The organism is Enterobacter sp. Taxon_2 (assembly GCF_058355295.1).
Genome location: NZ_CM178024.1, coordinates 3,675,670 through 3,694,946 on the forward strand (window position 1 = coordinate 3,675,670; position 19,277 = coordinate 3,694,946).

12 protein-coding genes, 1 tRNA gene and 3 rRNA genes are annotated in these 19,277 nt (G+C 54.3%); 8 read left to right on the forward strand and 8 right to left on the reverse strand.

Features of this window, described 5'->3' with window-relative positions:
- The first annotated feature begins 267 nt into the window (after nucleotides 1-267).
- Nucleotides 268-1,887, forward strand: a complete 1,620-nt coding sequence (nadB, locus tag AC4IC4_RS17380) for an L-aspartate oxidase (RefSeq protein WP_491471587.1) — start codon at nucleotides 268-270, stop codon at nucleotides 1,885-1,887.
- On the opposite strand, the gene trmN is transcribed toward nadB, so the two are convergent.
- The gene (gene trmN, locus AC4IC4_RS17385; RefSeq protein ID WP_023344703.1) at nucleotides 1,872-2,609 is read right to left on the reverse strand and encodes a tRNA(1)(Val) (adenine(37)-N(6))-methyltransferase TrmN; all 738 of its coding nucleotides are present in this window, start codon (nucleotides 2,607-2,609) and stop codon (nucleotides 1,872-1,874) included. The genes nadB and trmN overlap by 16 nt on opposite strands.
- Nucleotides 2,610-2,741: 132 nt before the next feature.
- On the opposite strand from trmN, the gene srmB reads away from it, so the two are divergent.
- Nucleotides 2,742-4,070 carry an ATP-dependent RNA helicase SrmB gene (gene srmB / locus AC4IC4_RS17390; protein ID WP_023344704.1) on the forward strand — a complete coding sequence of 443 codons (1,329 nt, stop codon included), beginning with the start codon at nucleotides 2,742-2,744 and terminating at the stop codon, nucleotides 4,068-4,070.
- A 49-nt stretch (nucleotides 4,071-4,119) separates the two neighbouring features.
- Here the strand turns inward: srmB and grcA are convergent, their stop codons facing one another.
- Complete coding sequence (grcA, locus tag AC4IC4_RS17395; RefSeq protein ID WP_491471588.1) at nucleotides 4,120-4,503, reverse strand: autonomous glycyl radical cofactor GrcA; 384 nt, start codon at nucleotides 4,501-4,503, stop codon at nucleotides 4,120-4,122.
- A 313-nt stretch (nucleotides 4,504-4,816) separates the two neighbouring features.
- On the opposite strand from grcA, the gene ung reads away from it, so the two are divergent.
- The gene (ung, locus tag AC4IC4_RS17400; RefSeq protein ID WP_491471589.1) at nucleotides 4,817-5,506 is read left to right on the forward strand and encodes a uracil-DNA glycosylase; all 690 of its coding nucleotides are present in this window, start codon (nucleotides 4,817-4,819) and stop codon (nucleotides 5,504-5,506) included.
- 40 nt (nucleotides 5,507-5,546) lie between these two features.
- On the opposite strand, the gene AC4IC4_RS17405 is transcribed toward ung, so the two are convergent.
- A complete protein-coding gene (locus AC4IC4_RS17405) occupies nucleotides 5,547-6,677 on the reverse strand; it encodes a tRNA/rRNA methyltransferase (RefSeq protein ID WP_024908615.1) in 1,131 nt (376 codons plus the stop codon).
- 204 nt (nucleotides 6,678-6,881) lie between these two features.
- On the opposite strand from AC4IC4_RS17405, the gene trxC reads away from it, so the two are divergent.
- The 5 genes from trxC (at nucleotide 6,882) to AC4IC4_RS17430 (ending at nucleotide 12,603) form a co-directional block, all read left to right on the forward strand.
- On the forward strand, nucleotides 6,882-7,301 hold the full coding sequence (trxC, locus tag AC4IC4_RS17410; RefSeq protein ID WP_024908614.1) for a thioredoxin TrxC: 420 nt from the start codon (nucleotides 6,882-6,884) through the stop codon (nucleotides 7,299-7,301).
- Nucleotides 7,302-7,370: 69 nt separating this feature from the next.
- Nucleotides 7,371-8,069 carry a tRNA-uridine aminocarboxypropyltransferase gene (locus AC4IC4_RS17415; protein ID WP_024908613.1) on the forward strand — a complete coding sequence of 233 codons (699 nt, stop codon included), beginning with the start codon at nucleotides 7,371-7,373 and terminating at the stop codon, nucleotides 8,067-8,069.
- A 35-nt stretch (nucleotides 8,070-8,104) separates the two neighbouring features.
- On the forward strand, nucleotides 8,105-10,768 hold the full coding sequence (locus tag AC4IC4_RS17420; protein ID WP_491471590.1) for a bifunctional acetate--CoA ligase family protein/GNAT family N-acetyltransferase: 2,664 nt from the start codon (nucleotides 8,105-8,107) through the stop codon (nucleotides 10,766-10,768).
- Between the two features lie 110 nt (nucleotides 10,769-10,878).
- Nucleotides 10,879-12,234, forward strand: a complete 1,356-nt coding sequence (gene pssA / locus AC4IC4_RS17425) for a CDP-diacylglycerol--serine O-phosphatidyltransferase (RefSeq protein WP_491472838.1) — start codon at nucleotides 10,879-10,881, stop codon at nucleotides 12,232-12,234.
- Nucleotides 12,235-12,279: 45 nt separating this feature from the next.
- Nucleotides 12,280-12,603, forward strand: coding sequence for a YfiM family lipoprotein (locus tag AC4IC4_RS17430; RefSeq protein WP_024908611.1), 324 nt, complete (start codon nucleotides 12,280-12,282; stop codon nucleotides 12,601-12,603).
- Here the strand turns inward: AC4IC4_RS17430 and AC4IC4_RS17435 are convergent.
- The 5 genes from AC4IC4_RS17435 to AC4IC4_RS17455 form a co-directional block, all read right to left on the reverse strand.
- Nucleotides 12,600-13,895, reverse strand: coding sequence for an MFS transporter (locus AC4IC4_RS17435; RefSeq protein ID WP_024908610.1), 1,296 nt, complete (start codon nucleotides 13,893-13,895; stop codon nucleotides 12,600-12,602). The genes AC4IC4_RS17430 and AC4IC4_RS17435 overlap by 4 nt on opposite strands.
- 210 nt (nucleotides 13,896-14,105) lie before the next feature.
- Nucleotides 14,106-14,221, reverse strand: a 5S ribosomal RNA gene (gene rrf, locus AC4IC4_RS17440).
- A gap of 69 nt (nucleotides 14,222-14,290) precedes the next feature.
- Nucleotides 14,291-17,195: ribosomal RNA gene (locus AC4IC4_RS17445) — 23S ribosomal RNA — on the reverse strand.
- Between the two features lie 184 nt (nucleotides 17,196-17,379).
- Nucleotides 17,380-17,455 (reverse strand) — tRNA-Glu (locus tag AC4IC4_RS17450).
- 85 nt (nucleotides 17,456-17,540) lie between these two features.
- Nucleotides 17,541-19,080: ribosomal RNA gene (locus AC4IC4_RS17455) — 16S ribosomal RNA — on the reverse strand.
- Together the 16S, 23S and 5S rRNA genes with 1 tRNA gene alongside form the textbook arrangement of a ribosomal RNA operon.
- Nucleotides 19,081-19,277 lie beyond the last annotated feature (197 nt).

Sequence of the window (19,277 nt, forward strand, 5' to 3'; positions counted from 1 at the left end):
TCTCTCATTATAAGTCTGTTCACGATACGCACCACTTTCTGACAAGAAACATCTTTTTCCCGCCAGAAGAGTAACGCAACACAGGCTTTATTTCACCACAAAATCTGACGCTAACGATCTGCTTCGCAAAATAATTTCACTCATTTACCCTCCGTTTACCTCCGCTTACGCGTTTAGCCATTGCAACAGCCTATAAAAAAAACGTGCGATAAATCGCATTCGAGTGCTATTCTGACCCAACACTGTTTAGTAAATTAAACAACAATCATGAACACAACACCTGAACTTCATTGTGATGTACTGATCATCGGCAGCGGCGCTGCCGGTCTCTCTCTGGCGCTGCGCCTGGCCGAGCATCAAAACGTTATCGTTCTAAGTAAAGGACCGATAAGTGAAGGTTCCACGTTTTATGCCCAGGGTGGCATTGCCGCCGTGTTTGATGAGACAGACAGTATTGCTTCCCACGTCGACGATACGCTGATTGCCGGGGCCGGGATCGTGGATGCGCATGCCGCAGAGTTTGTCGCCAGCAATGCCCGCCACTGCGTGCAGTGGCTCATCGACCAGGGCGTATTGTTCGATACGCAGGTTCAACCCAATGGTGAAGAGAGCTACCACCTGACGCGCGAAGGCGGCCATAGCCACCGCCGCATCCTGCACGCAGCGGATGCCACCGGTAAAGAAGTGGAAACGACGCTGGTCAGTAAAGCGCTGAACCATCCTAATATTCGGGTGCTCGAGCGAAGTAACGCCGTCGACCTGATTATCTCCGACAAGATTGGCCTGCCGGGCACGCGTCGCGTGGTGGGCGCCTGGGTCTGGAACCGCAATAAAGAGAAGGTGGAAACCTGCCAGGCGAAGGCTGTGGTGCTGGCCACGGGCGGCGCCTCTAAAGTGTATCAGTACACCACGAACCCGGACATTGCCTCCGGTGACGGTATCGCGATGGCCTGGCGCGCCGGCTGCCGGGTGGCGAACCTCGAGTTTAATCAGTTTCACCCAACCGCCCTGTTCCACCCTCAGGCGCGCAACTTCCTGCTGACGGAAGCCCTGCGCGGTGAAGGTGCTTATCTGAAACGCCCTGACGGCTCCCGCTTTATGCCGGACTTTGACGCCCGGGGTGAACTGGCCCCGCGCGATATCGTTGCCCGCGCCATCGATCATGAAATGAAGCGTCTTGGCGTGGACTGCATGTATCTCGATATCAGCCATAAGCCAGCAGAGTTCATTCGTCAGCATTTCCCGATGATCTACGAAAAGCTGCTCAATCTTGGCATTGATTTAACGCGCGATCCGGTGCCGATTGTGCCAGCGGCCCACTATACCTGCGGTGGGGTCATGGTTGACGATCATGGGCGTACCGATGTGGATGGTCTGTATGCTATCGGTGAGGTCAGCTATACCGGGCTACACGGCGCGAACCGTATGGCCTCTAACTCACTGCTTGAGTGCCTGGTGTACGGCTGGTCAGCAGCGGAAGACATCGCGAAGCGCATGCCTTATGCCCGTGAAACAGAGCATCTGCCTGCCTGGGATGAAAGCCGCGTGGATAATCCGGACGAGCTGGTCGTGATCCAGCATAACTGGCATGAGCTACGGCTGTTTATGTGGGACTACGTGGGGATTGTGCGCACCACGAAACGCCTGGAGCGCGCCTTGCGCCGCATCACCATGCTGCAGCAGGAAATTGATGAGTATTATGCCAATTTCCGCGTATCCAATAACCTGCTGGAGCTGCGCAATCTGGTGCAGGTTGCCGAGCTGATCGTTCGCTGCGCGATGATGCGTAAAGAGAGCCGTGGACTGCACTATACGCTGGACTACCCGGATCAGCTTGCTGAATCCGGCCCCTCGATCCTCGCCCCTCAGGTTCACATAAACAGATAAAACGCCTGGGTCAGAGCTGTGTAATCTTCGGAATAACGCTGGTCTGGCCCACGGATCACCATTCGGTCATTAAAGCATTCCCCCTCTTTTGGCGAGAGCGCCAGCAGCACGCGGTGCGGCAGTCGTCCTTCCGTATCCGAAATATCGGTACGCAGCCGTAACGTCCAGCCGATCTCCTGCGCGATACCGATGAACGTATTGCCGGTACTCTCAGGCAGGACCACGCAGAAAAAACCTTCTTCGGAGATGAGTTCCGCCGCACTGGTGAGCAGCGCTTTATGATCGAGGGAGCCGGTATAACGCGCCTGTTCACGCTCGGGTGTCCCGCACTCAACGCCGGGCTCGTAGTAGGGAGGGTTACTGACGATCAGATCGTAACGCGCGGTTTGTTCAGGTGCCCAGGCCAGCACATCTGCGCATTCCACCTTCATTCGGGCTGCCCAGGGAGATTCGGCCATATTGTCACTCGCCTGCTCTGCGGCCTGAGCATCCAGTTCGACGGCATCGATGGTGACATGTTCTTCCGTACGCTGCGCCAGCATCAACGCCACCAGCCCGCTGCCGGTACCGATATCAAGAATACGCTTAACACCTGCGACAGGCGCCCACGCTCCCAGTAAAATACCGTCTGTACCGACTTTCATGGCACAGCGATCGTGAGCGACAAAAAATTGTTTAAACGTAAAACCATCGCGGCGCAGCTGCGCTTTGAGTTGAGACATGTCAAGGCAACCTTCTAAGTGAAACTGGAGTAGCATAGGGGAAAGCGAAGTGGCCGAAAAGCGATATCCATACAAACAGATGAAGATTACAGCCGTAACGTCTATAATCAGCGCCCCACACAGAGGTAGAACATGACTGTAACGACTTTTTCCGAACTTGAACTCGATGAAAGCCTGCTCAATGCACTTGAGAGCAAAGGCTTTACACGCCCGACCGCCATTCAGGCAGCGGCCATTCCGCCTGCGCTTGAGGGCCGCGATGTGCTCGGTTCTGCGCCAACCGGCACGGGGAAGACAGCAGCCTATCTGCTGCCTGTGTTGCAGCATCTGCTCGATTTTCCACGTAAAAAATCTGGCCCGCCGCGTATTTTAATCCTGACGCCGACGCGCGAACTGGCCATGCAGGTGGCCGATCACGCGCGTGAACTCGCGGCAAATACCCATCTGGATATCGCCACCATTACCGGCGGCGTTGCGTATATGAACCACGCCGAAGTGTTCAGCGAAAACCAGGACATCGTCGTTGCGACGACGGGCCGCCTGCTGCAGTACATTAAAGAAGAGAACTTCGACTGCCGCGCGGTTGAAACGCTGATCCTCGACGAAGCTGACCGCATGCTGGACATGGGCTTCGCACAGGATATCGAGCACATTGCCGGGGAAACACGCTGGCGTAACCAGACGATGCTGTTCTCTGCCACCCTCGAAGGGGAAGCGATCAAAGACTTCGCAGAGCGTCTGCTGGAAGATCCGGTGGAAGTGTCGGCTACGCCGTCCACCCGTGAGCGTAAGAAGATCCACCAGTGGTACTACCGCGCGGACAACCTTGAACACAAGGTCGAATTGCTGAAACACCTGCTGAAGCAGGAAGATGCGCTGCGCACAATCGTATTTGTGCGTAAGCGCGAGCGCGTGCACGAGCTGGCTGAAATGCTGCGTAACGCCGGGATCAACAACTGCTATCTTGAAGGCGAGATGGCGCAGATCAAGCGTACCGAAGGCATCAAGCGCCTGACCGATGGCCGCGTTAACGTGCTGGTTGCCACAGACGTTGCCGCTCGCGGGATCGACATCCCGGACGTCAGCCACGTCATTAACTTCGATATGCCGCGCAGCGGAGATACCTATCTGCACCGTATTGGCCGTACCGGCCGCGCGGGCCGCAAAGGTATTGCTATCTCACTGGTTGAAGCACATGACTACCTGCTGCTGCAGAAAATTGGCCGCTATGTTGACGAGCCGCTGAAAGCGCGCGTTATTGACGGCTTGCGCCCAACCACACGTGCGCCGAGTGAAAAGATGACGGGTAAACCGTCTAAGAAAGCGCTCGCGAAACGTGCTGAGAGAAAAGAGAAAGAAAAAGAGAAACCGCGCGTGAAGCAGCGCCACCGCGATACCAAAAATATTGGTAAGCGCCGTAAGCCAAGCTCTGCCGCACCAGAGACGAAAACTGAAGAGTAAAAAAAGCCGGGGAAATCCCCGGCTTTTTTATTCCCCCCTGCTGAAGCCGTTACAGGCTTTCAGTAAAGGTACGGGCGATAACGTCGCGCTGCTGTTCTGGAGTCAGTGAGTTAAAGCGAACCGCATAGCCGGACACGCGGATAGTCAGCTGCGGGTATTTTTCAGGGTGCTCAACCGCGTCCATCAGCGTTTCGCGGCGCAGTACGTTTACGTTCAGGTGCTGACCACCTTCCACGCGCACTTCCGGTTTCACTTCCATTGGAATTTCACAGTACTCTATTTCGCCCAGTTTGCTCACCGGCACGATTTCATCTTCAGCAAAACCCGCTTTCGCAACGACACAGCGCGCTTCGTTTTTCTCGCTGTCCAGCAGCCAGAAAGAATTGAGCAGATCGTCATTTGCAGCTTTAGTAATCTGGATACCTGTAATCATGTGTTGCCTCCCTAGGCTACATTAACTGATGTCGGCCTCTCGCGGCCAATTGGTAAAACCATTGTTTCTTGTGTGTATATATATCATTCACACCCCGGTGATTTATTGATTTAAATCAATAAAAACACCAACCATACAAAGAGTGTGGTTTGAATTTATTGTTTTAGATCAATTTTACAACCTTACCAATTCAACTTGTACTGCATCTTTTCAAAATAAATTTAGCCACTTAGTGCACATTTCAGCGTGTAATTTTGCTCACCGGGGTTAAACAGGTAAGCTAGTCACAGATTGAGATTCGCAGGAGAGCGAGATGACGACACCTTTAACCTGGCATGACGTGCTGGCAGAAGAAAAGCAGCAGCCTTATTTTATCAATACGCTCAGCACCGTTGCCGCTGAGCGTCAGTCCGGACAGACGGTTTACCCACCGCAGAAAGATGTGTTCAACGCCTTTCGCTACACCGAATTGAGCGATGTGAAAGTGGTCATCCTGGGCCAGGATCCCTATCACGGCCCGGGCCAGGCGCATGGGCTGGCGTTTTCCGTCCGTCCCGGCGTGGCGATCCCCCCTTCTCTGCTCAACATGTATAAAGAGCTTGAGGGAACCGTGCCCGGTTTTACCCGGCCAAACCACGGGTACCTGGAAAGCTGGGCGCGTCAGGGCGTGCTGTTACTGAATACGGTGCTTACCGTACGGGCGGGCCAGGCGCACTCGCACGCCAGCCTTGGATGGGAGACCTTTACCGATAAAGTCATCAGCCTTATCAACGAGCATCGTGAAGGGGTTGTGTTTTTACTCTGGGGATCGCATGCGCAGAAGAAAGGGGCGATTATTGACCGTCAGCGTCATCACGTGTTGAAAGCGCCGCACCCGTCACCGCTGTCTGCACATCGCGGTTTCTTTGGCAGTAATCATTTTGTTCTGGCGAATGAATGGCTGGAAAAACGTGGCGAAACGCCGATTGACTGGATGCCTGTATTACCGGCAGAGAGCGAGTAGTATTTGAATGTGCCGGGTCAGACCCGGCACATTAAGAGGCTTACGCCTTGTTCTGACGCCACCACTCGGCCAACAGCACGCCGGTCGCAACGGATACGTTCAGACTTTCCACGTTGCCTGTTCCGTCGATAGAGACGCTCAGATCCGCACTCGAGAGCGCCGCGTCAGACAGACCATCACGTTCCTGACCTAATACCAGCACCATTTTACGCGGCAGCGTCGCTTTAAACAGCGGCGTACCGGCATGGCTCGAGGTGGTCACGATGGAATAACCCGCTTTACGGAACTGCTCAAGGGCATCCAGAACGCTGTCGCCGGTGATCGGCTGTACGTGCTCGGCTCCGCCTTCCGCAGTACGAATCGCGGCACCGGATTCCAGCAGCGCGGCATCCTGCAACAGCACGCCTTTCACGCCAAAGTGCGCGCAGCTACGCATCATTGCGCCCAGGTTGTGCGGGTTACCTACATCTTCCAGCGCCAGCACGCAGTCATCGGCATCCGCCTGGCTGACCCACTGCTGCACGGTCGTGCCGTTACGTTTTTTGATCAGGAAGCAGACGCCGCCGTGGTGTTCAGTACCGGAGGCTTTGGTCAGCTCGGCATCATCCACGACGTGGTAGGCTTTACGGTTCGCGGCCATCCAGCGCAGCGCTTCTTTAAAGCGCGGAGTCACGCTCTGGATGAACCAGGCGCGGACGATACACTCAGGACGGCTCTGGAACAGCGCCTGGCAAGCGTTCTCGCCGTACACGCGGGTCTCTTCCGCACGCTGACGGCGCAGCACTTCCGGATCGATAAAGCTTTTACCGCTGATACCGCCGTGATCGGCTTTTTCCGGCGTCTCATCGCCAGGGGCGCGAGAAACGGTGCGCCACGGGGAGCCGTTATCACGCGAGAAGTCATCACGCGGACGATCGTCGCGTGGACGGTCACTGCGTGGGCGGTCGGAACGCGGACGGTCATCGCGTTTGCGATCGTCACGTTTGCGGTCATCACCGCGGTTATTTTTGTCATCGCGGGCGGGGCGACGGCCACCGTCTGCACGAGAAGACGCCGGACGCCCGCCACCTTTTCCGGTACGCGGATTTTGGGTGCGTTTATCAGAGTCATCATCACTGCGGACATACATCACTTTGACCTTGCCGCTTTTGTTTTTCATTTCGTCGTTCATGCTTTTCTCCACCAGCGCTGCGCGAAGCGCGCAGATTACCCGATGTGCCAGCGCATAGCCATAATTTCGTACAAAAGCCTGTGACTATTGTTCTCATTGAATAAAACGCATTGTTGTTTCAAACAGGCTCATTGATAATATGTAACATATTAGAAACATTATCGGCGTTCTGCCGCTGTCCCACGGCTCTATCAGAGGTTAGTTATGAATACCGTATGTGCCAACTGTCAGGCTCTTAACCGCATTCCGGACGATCGGATGGAAGATGGTGCGAAATGCGGACGTTGTGGCCATGAATTATTTGATGGCGAGGTCATTAATGCGACGGGTGCTACGCTGGACAAACTCCTCAAGGACGATCTTCCTGTCGTGATCGATTTCTGGGCGCCATGGTGCGGCCCATGCCGTAGCTTCGCGCCAATCTTCGAAGACGTGGCCGAAGAGCGCAGCGGAAAAATACGCTTCGTGAAGGTCAATACCGAAGCCGAACCCGAACTGAGCGCCCGTTTTCGTATTCGCAGCATCCCGACCATTATGATTTTCAAAAATGGTGAAGTGATCGATATGCTTAACGGTGCGGTTCCAAAAGCACCTTTTGAAAGCTGGTTAAACGAGTCGCTGTAACATTCACGGGGCACATCTTGTGCCCCGCTCCCGCCTCTGCGAAAATAGTGTTTTTCCTGCATTTCGCCCATGACTGATAACGCTGTTCTTCAATTACGCGCCGAACGCCTTGCGCGCGCCACCCGACCGTTCCTCGCCCGAGGCAACCGTATTCGCCGCTGTCAGCGCTGCCTGCTGCCGCTGAAGGTTTGTCTGTGCGAGACGCTGGCCCCGAGTACGGCGGAGAGTCGTTTTTGTCTGGTCATGTTCGATACCGAGCCGATGAAACCCAGCAATACGGGGCGTCTTATCGCCGATATTCTGCCGGATACCGCCGCGTTTCAGTGGTCCCGTACGGAGCCGCCTCAGGCCCTGCTCGATTTAGTGGCAAGCAAGGACTATCAGCCGATGGTCGTTTTCCCCGCGTCATACGCAGGTGCGGATCGCCAGGTGCTTTCAGTGCCGCCATCCGGTAAACCACCGCTGTTTATTATGCTGGACGGCACCTGGACCGAAGCGCGAAAAATGTTTCGCAAAAGCCCGTATCTCGACGCACTGCCGGTGATTTCTGTTGATCTTTCCCGCGTCTCCGCCTACCGCCTACGTGAAGCGCATGCTGACGGGCAATACTGCACCGCCGAAGTTGCCATTGCGCTTCTGGATTTGGCAGGTGATACGGCTGCAGCTGGGGCTCTTGGCAACCATTTCTCATGCTTCCGGGAGCGCTATCTGGCGGGAAAAACCGTTCATAAGGGCAGCGTCACAGCACTCGAGCCAGAAAGCGTTTAAAATCATCAGGTCGCTTGCATTCACAGGAGGCCTGCATGAGCCAGCGAGGGTTAGAAGCGCTACTTCGTCCTAAATCCATTGCCGTCATTGGCGCATCAATGAAACCGGATCGTGCTGGCTATCTGATGATGCGTAACCTGCTGGCCGGGGGGTTTAATGGCCCCGTCATGCCCGTCACGCCGGCGTATAAGGCGGTTCAGGGAGTGCTTGCATGGCCCGATGTACAGAGCCTGCCTTTCGTACCGGATCTTGCCGTACTCTGTACAAACGCGAAGCGTAATCCGGAACTGCTGGAATCGCTCGGCAAGAAAGGCTGTAAAACCTGTATTATTCTCTCGTCTCCGCCTGAACAGAAAGCCGAGCTTCTGGCCTGCGCCAGCCGCTATCAAATGCGTATTCTTGGGCCAAACAGTCTTGGCCTGCTCGCCCCCTGGCAGGGGCTGAACGCCAGTTTCTCTCCGGTTCCGATCCGCAAAGGCAAACTCGCGTTTATCTCGCAGTCGGCTGCGGTATCGAACACCATCCTTGACTGGGCGCAGCAGCGCGAAATGGGATTTTCCTATTTCATTGCCCTTGGCGACAGTCTGGATATCGACGTTGATGAGCTCCTGGATTTTCTGGCGCGCGACGGTAAAACCAGTGCGATCCTGCTTTATCTTGAGCACCTCAGCGACGCGCGTCGTTTTGTCTCGGCTTCGCGAAGCGCGTCGCGCAATAAGCCGATCCTGGTGATCAAAAGCGGACGCAGCCCTGCGGCACAGCGTCTGCTGCATTCGCATTCCGGCATGGATCCCGCCTGGGACGCCGCCATCCAGCGCGCGGGGTTGCTGCGGGTACAGGATACGCACGAGCTTTTTTCCGCCGTTGAGACCTTAAGCCATATGCGCCCGTTGCGCGGCGAGAAGTTAATGATTGTCAGTAACGGTGCCGCCCCTGCTGCACTCGCCCTGGATGAGCTGTGGCGGCGCTTCGGCAAGCTGGCAATGCTGAGTGAAGAGACGCTGCAGCGCCTGAAAGATGCGCTTCCGACCAGCGTGACGCCCGGCAATCCGCTTGATTTGCGCGATGATGCCAGCAGCGAGCGCTATATCAAGGCAATTTCCATTTTGCTGGATAGCCAGGATTTCGATGCGCTGATGATTATCCACTCCCCCAGCGCGGTCGCGCCGGGTAGCGAAAGCGCGCGCGCGCTCATTGACGCCGTGCACAACCATCCGCGAGGCAAATATGTCACCCTGCTGACCAACTGGTGCGGTGAGTTTTCTTCGCAGGAGGCTCGGCGCTTGTTCAGCGAGGCCGGGCTGCCAACCTACCGCACGCCGGAAGGCACCATCACCGCCTTTATGCATATGGTGGAATATCGCCGCAACCAGAAACAGCTGCGTGAGACGCCGGCTTTGCCGGGTAATCTGACGGCGAACACCGTCGACGTTCACCGGCTGTTGCAGCAGGCCATTGAAGAAGGTGCGACGTCGCTGGATACGCATGAGGTCCAGCCCATTCTGGGCAGCTACGGGATGCAAACCCTGCCGACCTGGATTGCCAGTGACAGCGCTGAGGCCGTGCATATTGCCGAGCAGATTGGCTATCCGGTCGCCCTGAAGCTGCGCTCCCCGGATATCCCGCATAAGTCTGATGTGCAGGGGGTGATGTTATACCTGCGTACGGCGACTGAGGTGCAGCAGGCCGCCGATGCCATTTTCGATCGGGTCAAAATGGCCTGGCCGCAGGCAAGGATCCACGGATTGCTGGTGCAAAGCATGGCCAACCGCGCAGGCGCTCAGGAATTACGGGTGGTAGTCGAACACGATCCCGTCTTCGGCCCGCTCATCATGCTGGGAGAAGGTGGCGTGGAGTGGCGTCCGGAGGAGCAGGCCGTGGTCGCATTACCGCCGCTGAACATGAACCTGGCGCGTTATCTGATCATCCAGGCGATTAAAAGTAAAAAGGTCCGTGGCCGGAGCGCGCTGCGTCCACTTGATATTGCCGGGCTAAGTCAGTTCCTGGTGCAGGTGTCTAACCTGATTGTGGATTGTGCCGAGATCCAGCGGCTGGACATTCATCCGCTGCTCGCCTCCGGCAATGAGTTTACGGCGCTGGACGTAACCCTGGATATCGCGCCCTTCGAAGGAGACAGAGAGAGCCGTCTGGCGATCCGCCCGTATCCCCTGCAGCTGGAGGAGTGGGTTGAGATGAAGAATGGGGAACGCGCCTTGTTCCGCCCTATCCTGCCGGAAGATGAGCCCCAGCTGCGGGCTTTTATCTCTCAGGTCACGAAAGAGGATCTTTACTATCGCTATTTTAGCGAAATCAACGAATTTACCCACGATGATTTAGCCAATATGACCCAGATCGACTACGATCGAGAAATGGCGTTTGTTGCCGTTCGCCGCTCCGAAAAGGGAGATGAGATCCTCGGCGTCACGCGTGCAATTTCTGACCCGGATAACGTCGATGCGGAGTTTGCGGTGCTGGTGCGCTCCGATCTTAAAGGCCTGGGTCTGGGAAGACGGCTGCTGGAAAAACTCATCAGTTATACGCGAGATCACGGATTGTTACGCCTCAATGGCATTACTATGCCTAACAATCGCGGTATGGTGACCCTGGCGCGAAAACTTGGGTTTGACGTTGATATTCAGCTGGACGAAGGTATTGTGGCTTTGTCCCTCAGTCTGACATCAGCAGACAAACGCGAGTAAGCTACTGGAAATGTTACCCACTTTGGACGGGACTGGTGGTATCATTGTCCGCTTATGTTGTTTGCATGGTACAGACAACCCTTCAATGAACAGAGAAGAAACGCACTGTGATGTTGTCAAAATTTAAGCGTAATAAACATCAACAACACCTTGCTCAACTACCGAAGATTTCTCAGTCAGTTGATGATGTAGAGTTCTTTTACGCTCCCGCTCATTTTCGGGAGACGCTTCTGGAAAAGATTGCCAGCGCCACGCGACGCATTTGCATTGTGGCGCTTTATCTTGAACAGGATGAAGGCGGGCGCGCGATCCTGAACGCGCTCTATGAAGCCAAACGTCAGCGGCCGGAACTTGATGTTCGCGTACTGGTAGACTGGCATCGCGCTCAGCGTGGCCGTATTGGCGCTGCCGCGTCAAACACCAATGCCGACTGGTATTGCCGCACAGCGCAGGAAAATCCTGGCGTTGATGTGCCTGTTTATGGCGTCCCGGTGAATACCCGTGAAGCACTCGGCGTTCTTCATTTTAAGGGGTTTATCATTGATGACTGCGTGCTTTACAGCGGCGCAAGTCTGAATGATGTTTACCTTCATCAGCTCGATAAATATCGCTACGACCGCTACCATCTGATCCGTAATCCGCAGATGGCCGATATCATGTTCAACTGGGTTGATAAAAATCTGGTCCATGGCCGCGGCGTTAATCGCCTTGACGATCCCGAGCGCCCTAAAAGCCCGGAAATCAAAAATGATGTTCGCGCCTTCCGCCAGGAGCTGCGTGATGCGGTGTATCATTTCCAGGGTGATGCGAACAACGAAGAGTTATCCGTTACCCCGCTGGTAGGGCTCGGCAAATCAAGCCTGCTGAACAAAACGATTTTCCATCTGATGCCGTGCGCGGAGCAGAAACTCACCATCTGTACGCCGTACTTCAACCTTCCTGCCGTGCTGGTGCGTAATATCATTCAGCTGCTGCGCGACGGTAAAAAAGTGGAAATCATCGTTGGTGATAAAACGGCAAACGACTTCTTCATTCCTGAAGATCAGCCGTTCAAAATCATCGGTGCTCTGCCTTATCTCTATGAGATTAACCTGCGCCGTTTCCTGAGCCGTTTACAGTATTACGTCAACACTGATCAGCTGGTTGTGCGTCTCTGGAAAGATGAAGACAACACATACCATCTGAAAGGAATGTGGGTCGACGATGAGTGGATGCTCCTGACCGGTAACAACCTGAACCCACGCGCGTGGCGACTGGATCTGGAAAACGCTATCCTGATCCATGACCCGCAGCATGAGTTAGCCGCAAAACGTGAGCGTGAGCTGGAGCTGATTCGCACCCACACGACAGTGGTTAATCATTACCGCGAACTGCAGAGCATTGCCGATTACCCGGTGAAAGTCCGCAAGCTTATCCGCCGCTTACGTCGTATCCGTATCGACCGACTTATCAGCCGTATTCTGTAATATCCAGGCCCTGCCACCCGCAGGGCTTTTTTATGGGGCCCGTTGATGCGTATTCCTCTGTTACTGAGCGTCTTCTTCCTGAGTGGCTGTAGCCATATGGCCAACGATAACTGGTCCGGACAGGATAAAGCACAGCATTTCCTCGCTTCTGCGATGTTGTCCGCAGCCGGTAATGAATATGCGCAGCATCAGGGATACAGCCGGGATCGTAGCGCGGCGATAGGGCTGATGTTCTCAGTGGGTCTTGGGGCATCAAAAGAACTGTGGGATAGCCGCCCCGCAGGGAGCGGCTGGAGCTGGAAAGATTTCGCCTGGGATGTCGCCGGCGCAACGACCGGCTATGCCGTGTGGCAGATGGCGCGCTATTAAAGTCGAATACCTTTCCCTTTCCGATGCAGCATCAGGGAAACAACAAAGGCCAGTGCACCCATTATCGTTACGTACCAGAAGAATGTCGTTTCACTTCCCCATGATTTAAGCGACAACGCAACGTACTCCGCCGATCCGCCAAATAGCGCATTAGCCACCGCATAAGAGAGCCCTACCCCTAAAGCACGTACCTGCGCTGGGAACATTTCAGCTTTCAGTATCCCGCTGATAGAGGTATAGAAACTGACAATCACCATCGCCAGCATCACCAGTGCAAACGCGGCATAGGGCGAAGTCACATGCTGAAGGGCAGACAGAATAGGTACGGTACATAATGCCGACAGCCCGCCAAAAATCAGCATCGACGTACGTCGACCGATTTTATCCGAGAGCGCACCGATAACGGGTTGTATGAGCATAAAGACAAACAGCGCAACGGTCATGACTACGCTGGCGACATTTGCGTGCATGCCGGTAGTGTTCACCAGGTACTTCTGCATATAGGTGGTGAACGTGTAGAAACTGAGAGAGCCGCCCGCAGTAAAGCCAAGCACCATCAGGAAAGCTTTGCGGTTACGCCATAACCCTTTGAATGTTCCCGCCTCCTTCAGCATCCTGACCTCTTTCTGAGAGGTTTCATCTAGCTGACGCCGTAGCCAAAGTGCAACGACCGCCAGTACAGCGCCCATTGCGAAAGGAATTCGCCATCCCCAGGCATGAAGTTGTTCGTCCGTCAGAATCTGCTGCAGGATCACCACCACAAGAATGGCCAGCAGCTGACCACCAATCAGCGTGACGTACTGGAATGAGGCGTAAAAACCTTTACGGCCCTCGAGGGCAATCTCACTCATGTAGGTCGCACTGGTACCGTATTCCCCCCCCACCGATAAACCCTGGAACAAGCGGGCCAGTAAAAGTAGCGCTGGTGCCCAGGTACCAATTGATTCATATCCCGGTAAGCAGGCGATCACCAGCGAACCAAAGCACATCATACACACCGAGATCAGCATGGAGGCCTTTCGTCCGCGACGATCCGCTATGCGACCGAACAGCCAGCCCCCGATGGGCCGCATTAGAAACCCTGCGGCGAAGACTCCTGCCGTTTGTAGCAGCTGCGTGGTGGTGTTGCCGGATGGGAAGAAAATATGTGCGAAGTAGAGTGAACAGAACGAGTAGACGTAAAAGTCGAACCATTCAACCAAATTCCCTGAAGAGGCGCTGATGATTGCCCATACCCTTCTTCGGGTATCACTGTGAGCCAGCGTCCCGTTTGATGTCATGCTTTCTGTCATTGTGATTATGCTCCTGCCATAAACTGCGGCGTATTGAGCCAGAAGACTCAACAACCTCGTAAATGAAATGTTATAATTTTGTTATAAATTACATTGAGACAGAGATCACACATTCCATTAGCAGGATAAGGGATTAGGAGAAAGGCCAGAGTGGGGAAGCACAAAGCAAAAAACCCCGCACCTTACGGTACGGGGTTCTTCTTAATTGATGCCTGGCAGTTCCCTACTCTCACATGGGGAGACCCCACACTACCATCGGCGCTACGGCGTTTCACTTCTGAGTTCGGCATGGGGTCAGGTGGGACCACCGCGCTAAAGCCGCCAGGCAAATTCTGTTAATCTGTATCAGGCTGAAAATCGTGTCTGTCTCTTCGCCAAAACACCTTCGGCGTTGTAAGGTTAAGCCTCACGGTTCATTAGTATCGGTTAGCTCAACGCATCGCTGCGCTTACACACCCGACCTATCAACGTCATAGTCTTTAACGTTCCTTCAGGAGACTTAAAGTCTCAGGGAGAACTCATCTCGGGGCAAGTTTCGTGCTTAGATGCTTTCAGCACTTATCTTTTCCGCATTTAGCTACCGGGCAGTGCCATTGGCATGACAACCCGAACACCAGTGATGCGTCCACTCCGGTCCTCTCGTACTAGGAGCAGCCCCCCTCAATTCTCCAGCGCCCACGGCAGATAGGGACCGAACTGTCTCACGACGTTCTAAACCCAGCTCGCGTACCACTTTAAATGGCGAACAGCCATACCCTTGGGACCTACTTCAGCCCCAGGATGTGATGAGCCGACATCGAGGTGCCAAACACCGCCGTCGATATGAACTCTTGGGCGGTATCAGCCTGTTATCCCCGGAGTACCTTTTATCCGTTGAGCGATGGCCCTTCCATTCAGAACCACCGGATCACTATGACCTGCTTTCGCACCTGCTCGAGCCGTCACTCTCGCAGTCAAGCTAGCTTATGCCATTGCACTAACCTCCTGATGTCCGACCAGGATTAGCTAACCTTCGTGCTCCTCCGTTACTCTTTGGGAGGAGACCGCCCCAGTCAAACTACCCACCAGACACTGTCCGCAACCCGGATTACGGGTCTACGTTAGAACACCAGCCATTAAAGGGTGGTATTTCAAGGACGGCTCCACGCAGACTGGCGTCCACGCTTCAAAGCCTCCCACCTATCCTACACATCAAGGACCAGTGTTCAGTGTCAAGCTATAGTAAAGGTTCACGGGGTCTTTCCGTCTTGCCGCGGGTACACTGCATCTTCACAGCGAGTTCAATTTCACTGAGTCTCGGGTGGAGACAGCCTGGCCATCATTACGCCATTCGTGCAGGTCGGAACTTACCCGACAAGGAATTTCGCTACCTTAGGACCGTTATAGTTACGGCCGCCGTTTACCGGGGCTTCGATCAAGAGCTTCGCGTTGCCGCTAACCCCATCAATTAACCTTCCGGCACCGGGCAGGCGTCACACCGTATACGTCCACTTTCGTGTTTGCACAGTGCTGTGTTTTTAATAAACAGTTGCAGCCAGCTGGTATCTTCGACTGATTTCAGCTCCACCCGCAGGGGCTTCACCTACATATCAGCGTGCCTTCTCCCGAAGTTACGGCACCATTTTGCCTAGTTCCTTCACCCGAGTTCTCTCAAGCGCCTTGGTATTCTCTACCTGACCACCTGTGTCGGTTTGGGGTACGATTTGATGTTACCTGATGCTTAGAGGCTTTTCCTGGAAGCAGGGCATTTGTTACTTCAGCACCGTAGTGCCTCGTCATCACACCTCAGCGTTAAAAGGTACCGGATTTACCTGGAACCTCCGCCTACATGCTTAAACCGGGACAACCGTCGCCCGGCTAACATAGCCTTCTCCGTCCCCCCTTCGCAGTAACACCAAGTACAGGAATATTAACCTGTTTCCCATCGACTACGCCTTTCGGCCTCGCCTTAGGGGTCGACTCACCCTGCCCCGATTAACGTTGGACAGGAACCCTTGGTCTTCCGGCGAGCGGGCTTTTCACCCGCTTTATCGTTACTTATGTCAGCATTCGCACTTCTGATACCTCCAGCATGCCTCACAGCACACCTTCAACGGCTTACAGAACGCTCCCCTACCCAACAACACCTAAGTGTCGCTGCCGCAGCTTCGGTGCATGGTTTAGCCCCGTTACATCTTCCGCGCAGGCCGACTCGACCAGTGAGCTATTACGCTTTCTTTAAATGATGGCTGCTTCTAAGCCAACATCCTGGCTGTCTGTGCCTTCCCACATCGTTTCCCACTTAACCATGACTTTGGGACCTTAGCTGGCGGTCTGGGTTGTTTCCCTCTTCACGACGGACGTTAGCACCCGCCGTGTGTCTCCCGTGATAACATTCTTCGGTATTCGTAGTTTGCATCGGGTTGGTAAGCCGGGATGGCCCCCTAGCCGAAACAGTGCTCTACCCCCGAAGATGAGTTCACGAGGCGCTACCTAAATAGCTTTCGGGGAGAACCAGCTATCTCCCGGTTTGATTGGCCTTTCACCCCCAGCCACAAGTCATCCGCTAATTTTTCAACATTAGTCGGTTCGGTCCTCCAGTTAGTGTTACCCAACCTTCAACCTGCCCATGGCTAGATCACCGGGTTTCGGGTCTATACCCTGCAACTTAACGCCCAGTTAAGACTCGGTTTCCCTTCGGCTCCCCTATACGGTTAACCTTGCTACAGAATATAAGTCGCTGACCCATTATACAAAAGGTACGCAGTCACACCACGAAGGTGCTCCCACTGCTTGTACGTACACGGTTTCAGGTTCTTTTTCACTCCCCTCACCGGGGTTCTTTTCGCCTTTCCCTCACGGTACTGGTTCACTATCGGTCAGTCAGGAGTATTTAGCCTTGGAGGATGGTCCCCCCATATTCAGACAGGATACCACGTGTCCCGCCCTACTCTTCGAGTTCACAACCTGTGCATTTTCGTGTACGGGACTATCACCCTGTACCGTGCGACTTTCCAGACGCTTCCACTAACACACAAGCTGATTCAGACTCTGGGCTGCTCCCCGTTCGCTCGCCGCTACTGGGGGAATCTCGGTTGATTTCTTTTCCTCGGGGTACTTAGATGTTTCAGTTCCCCCGGTTCGCCTCGTTAACCTATGTATTCAGTTAACGATAGTGTGACGAATCACACTGGGTTTCCCCATTCGGACATCGCCGGGTCAAAGGTTCATATCACCTCGCCGGCGCTTTTCGCAGATTAGCACGTCCTTCATCGCCTCTGACTGCCAGGGCATCCACCGTGTACGCTTAGTCGCTTAACCTCACAACCCGAAGATGTTTCACTTCATGATTGCGAAAATTTGAGAGACTCGAACACACCATTAAAGATGTGTCGTTTCAATTTTCAGCTTGATCCAGATTTTTAAAGAGCAAATATCTCAAACGTCACCCGAAGATGAGTTTTGAGATATTAAGGCAGGTGACTTTCACTCACGAACCAGCAAGTGGCGTCCCCTAGGGGATTCGAACCCCTGTTACCGCCGTGAAAGGGCGGTGTCCTGGGCCTCTAGACGAAGGGGACACTGAAGTCTCAATCGCAAGACGCCTTGCTATTTACTTTTCATCAGACAATCTGTGTGAGCACTGCAAAGGCAGGTTCTTTAAGGTAAGGAGGTGATCCAACCGCAGGTTCCCCTACGGTTACCTTGTTACGACTTCACCCCAGTCATGAATCACAAAGTGGTAAGCGCCCTCCCGAAGGTTAAGCTACCTACTTCTTTTGCAACCCACTCCCATGGTGTGACGGGCGGTGTGTACAAGGCCCGGGAACGTATTCACCGTAGCATTCTGATCTACGATTACTAGCGATTCCGACTTCATGGAGTCGAGTTGCAGACTCCAATCCGGACTACGACGCACTTTATGAGGTCCGCTTGCTCTCGCGAGGTCGCTTCTCTTTGTATGCGCCATTGTAGCACGTGTGTAGCCCTACTCGTAAGGGCCATGATGACTTGACGTCATCCCCACCTTCCTCCAGTTTATCACTGGCAGTCTCCTTTGAGTTCCCGGCCTAACCGCTGGCAACAAAGGATAAGGGTTGCGCTCGTTGCGGGACTTAACCCAACATTTCACAACACGAGCTGACGACAGCCATGCAGCACCTGTCTCAGAGTTCCCGAAGGCACCAATCCATCTCTGGAAAGTTCTCTGGATGTCAAGAGTAGGTAAGGTTCTTCGCGTTGCATCGAATTAAACCACATGCTCCACCGCTTGTGCGGGCCCCCGTCAATTCATTTGAGTTTTAACCTTGCGGCCGTACTCCCCAGGCGGTCGACTTAACGCGTTAGCTCCGGAAGCCACGCCTCAAGGGCACAACCTCCAAGTCGACATCGTTTACGGCGTGGACTACCAGGGTATCTAATCCTGTTTGCTCCCCACGCTTTCGCACCTGAGCGTCAGTCTTTGTCCAGGGGGCCGCCTTCGCCACCGGTATTCCTCCAGATCTCTACGCATTTCACCGCTACACCTGGAATTCTACCCCCCTCTACAAGACTCTAGCCTGCCAGTTTCGAATGCAGTTCCCAGGTTGAGCCCGGGGATTTCACATCCAACTTGACAGACCGCCTGCGTGCGCTTTACGCCCAGTAATTCCGATTAACGCTTGCACCCTCCGTATTACCGCGGCTGCTGGCACGGAGTTAGCCGGTGCTTCTTCTGCGGGTAACGTCAATCGATGAGGTTATTAACCTCACCGCCTTCCTCCCCGCTGAAAGTACTTTACAACCCGAAGGCCTTCTTCATACACGCGGCATGGCTGCATCAGGCTTGCGCCCATTGTGCAATATTCCCCACTGCTGCCTCCCGTAGGAGTCTGGACCGTGTCTCAGTTCCAGTGTGGCTGGTCATCCTCTCAGACCAGCTAGGGATCGTCGCCTAGGTGAGCCGTTACCCCACCTACTAGCTAATCCCATCTGGGCACATCTGATGGCAAGAGGCCCGAAGGTCCCCCTCTTTGGTCTTGCGACGTTATGCGGTATTAGCTACCGTTTCCAGTAGTTATCCCCCTCCATCAGGCAGTTTCCCAGACATTACTCACCCGTCCGCCGCTCGTCACCCGAGAGCAAGCTCTCTGTGCTACCGCTCGACTTGCATGTGTTAGGCCTGCCGCCAGCGTTCAATCTGAGCCATGATCAAACTCTTCAATTTAAGTTTGATGCTCGTGAATTAAACTTCGTAATGAATTACGTATGTTCACTCAGAGACTTGGTATTCATTTTTCGTCCGAGGACGTTAAGAATCCATGTCACTTTGAGTGCCCACACAGATTGTCTGATAAATTGTTAAAGAGCAGTGCCGCTTCGCTTTTCGCAGCGGCGCGGGGTGTGCATAATACGCTTTCCCGC

What these genes read in the sequence shown, in the direction of transcription:
- nadB (WP_491471587.1), top strand. Translation starts at nt 268, where the DNA reads ATGAACACAACACCTGAACTTCATTGTGATGTACTGATCATCGGCAGC.
- trmN (WP_023344703.1), bottom strand. Translation starts at nt 2,609, where the DNA reads ATGTCTCAACTCAAAGCGCAGCTGCGCCGCGATGGTTTTACGTTTAAA.
- srmB (WP_023344704.1), top strand. Translation starts at nt 2,742, where the DNA reads ATGACTGTAACGACTTTTTCCGAACTTGAACTCGATGAAAGCCTGCTC.
- grcA (WP_491471588.1), bottom strand. Translation starts at nt 4,503, where the DNA reads ATGATTACAGGTATCCAGATTACTAAAGCTGCAAATGACGATCTGCTC.
- ung (WP_491471589.1), top strand. Translation starts at nt 4,817, where the DNA reads ATGACGACACCTTTAACCTGGCATGACGTGCTGGCAGAAGAAAAGCAG.
- AC4IC4_RS17405 (WP_024908615.1), bottom strand. Translation starts at nt 6,677, where the DNA reads ATGAACGACGAAATGAAAAACAAAAGCGGCAAGGTCAAAGTGATGTAT.
- trxC (WP_024908614.1), top strand. Translation starts at nt 6,882, where the DNA reads ATGAATACCGTATGTGCCAACTGTCAGGCTCTTAACCGCATTCCGGAC.
- AC4IC4_RS17415 (WP_024908613.1), top strand. Translation starts at nt 7,371, where the DNA reads ATGACTGATAACGCTGTTCTTCAATTACGCGCCGAACGCCTTGCGCGC.
- AC4IC4_RS17420 (WP_491471590.1), top strand. Translation starts at nt 8,105, where the DNA reads ATGAGCCAGCGAGGGTTAGAAGCGCTACTTCGTCCTAAATCCATTGCC.
- pssA (WP_491472838.1), top strand. Translation starts at nt 10,879, where the DNA reads ATGTTGTCAAAATTTAAGCGTAATAAACATCAACAACACCTTGCTCAA.
- AC4IC4_RS17430 (WP_024908611.1), top strand. Translation starts at nt 12,280, where the DNA reads ATGCGTATTCCTCTGTTACTGAGCGTCTTCTTCCTGAGTGGCTGTAGC.
- AC4IC4_RS17435 (WP_024908610.1), bottom strand. Translation starts at nt 13,895, where the DNA reads ATGACAGAAAGCATGACATCAAACGGGACGCTGGCTCACAGTGATACC.